This is a genomic window from Romboutsia sp. 13368 (genome assembly GCF_018336475.1).
GTDB lineage: Bacteria > Bacillota > Clostridia > Peptostreptococcales > Peptostreptococcaceae > Romboutsia.
Window position 1 is genome coordinate 816,287 of sequence record NZ_CP048741.1, and the last position, 1,702, is coordinate 817,988.

Sequence of the window (1,702 nt, forward strand, 5' to 3'; positions counted from 1 at the left end):
GTAAACCTTACATAGATGTAAGGTAKATGTAAGGTTTGTAGATAGTTAGATTTTAATATCTAAATTAAAATTGAAGTATAAATAAATTTAGATAAGGAGAATCACATGGATATTTTAAAAGTAAGTAACTTAAGCAAAGTATACGGAAGTAAGGTAATATCAAATGCATTAAAAGATATAARCTTTAACATAGAAGATGGAGAATTTGTAGGAATAATGGGTCCAAGTGGTAGTGGAAAAACTACCCTATTAAATTTAATATCAACTATAGATAAACCAACTTCAGGAAAGATAATTTTATCAAGCAAAGAGCCACATAAGTTAAAAGGAGATGAACTTGCCTTATTTAGAAGAAGAGAACTTGGATTTGTATTCCAAGATTATAACTTACTAGAAACTTTAACAATAGGTGAAAATATAGTTTTGYCATTAACTTTAGAAAATGTACCTGTAAAACAGCAAGATGAAAAATTAAAAAAGGTATCTAAAATACTAGGAATAGAGCATTTATTAGATAAAAGAACATTTGAAGTATCTGGTGGTCAAGCTCAAAGAGCTGCTATTGCAAGAGCTTTAATAAATAATCCATCTATAATTTTAGCAGATGAACCAACAGGAAATCTAGACTCAAAGGCTGCTAGAAATGTTATGGAATTATTAGAAAAAATAAATAATGAAGATAAAGTAACAACTATGATGGTAACTCATGATCCAGTTGCAGCAAGTTATTGCCATAGAATACTTTTTATAAAAGATGGTGAAATTTACAATGAAATTTATAAAGGTGATAATAGAGCTAAGTTTTATCAAGAGATAATGGATGTACTTTCATTATTAGGAGGTAGCAAATAATGAACTTTATACAGTTTGCTCTTAATAATGTAAAACGAAATACTAAATCATACTTAGGATATTTTTTTAGTATACTTATATCTTCAACATTACTTTTTTCATTTAGAATGTTTATAAATCATCCAGATTTAGATACTTCATTATTTGCTAATTATATAATAGCGACAATGCAAGTAACAGAAGTTATAATTTATTTATTTTTATCTCTATTTGTATTTTACTCAGCAAGTGTGTTTTTAAAAAGTAGAAATAAAGATTTTGGAATTTTATATACAATAGGTATATCAAATAAACAAGTTAAAAAAATTATTTTTATAGAAAATTTAATAATAAATATCTTAGCCTCAGTTTTTGGTATTGTAATAGGTTTGATTTTCGCTAAGGTAGTGCTAATTATAATATCTTCATTAATAGGAATAGAGCCACTAAATTTTTATATTTCAATAAAATCTATAATCATAATTATTTTATACTTTACATTATTATCAATACTAACTTCTTACTTTACATCCTTTGTAGTTAGAGAAGATAAGGTAATAAAATTATTAAAAGGTACGCAAATGCCAAAACCAGAGCCAAAATCATCACCAATATTAGCTATATCTTGTGTAGTTTTATTAGTATTTGCATACTATATGTCAGTTAGTGTAACTGAGTCAGATTTATTTTATAAAATAGCCCCAGTAACTTTTATGGTTATTATAGCAACTTATTTGTTATTTTCACAACTCAGTGTATTTGTTATAAATAAAGTTAAGGCAAATAAAAGATTTTATAAGAAAAATACTAATATGTTATTTATAGCAAACTTACATTATAAAATAAAAGATAATACAAGGATGYTWTTTTT

Annotated in this window: 2 protein-coding genes; both read left to right on the top strand. The window is 25.1% G+C overall.

Features of this window, described 5'->3' with window-relative positions:
* Positions 1-105 precede the first annotated feature (105 nt).
* Positions 106-852, top strand: coding sequence for an ABC transporter ATP-binding protein (locus tag G3997_RS03330; RefSeq protein ID WP_296648073.1), 747 nt, complete (start codon positions 106-108; stop codon positions 850-852).
* A partial coding sequence (locus G3997_RS03335) for an FtsX-like permease family protein (RefSeq protein ID WP_296648077.1) occupies positions 852-1,702 on the top strand: 851 nt, incomplete at its 3' end. The genes G3997_RS03330 and G3997_RS03335, both read left to right, overlap by 1 nt.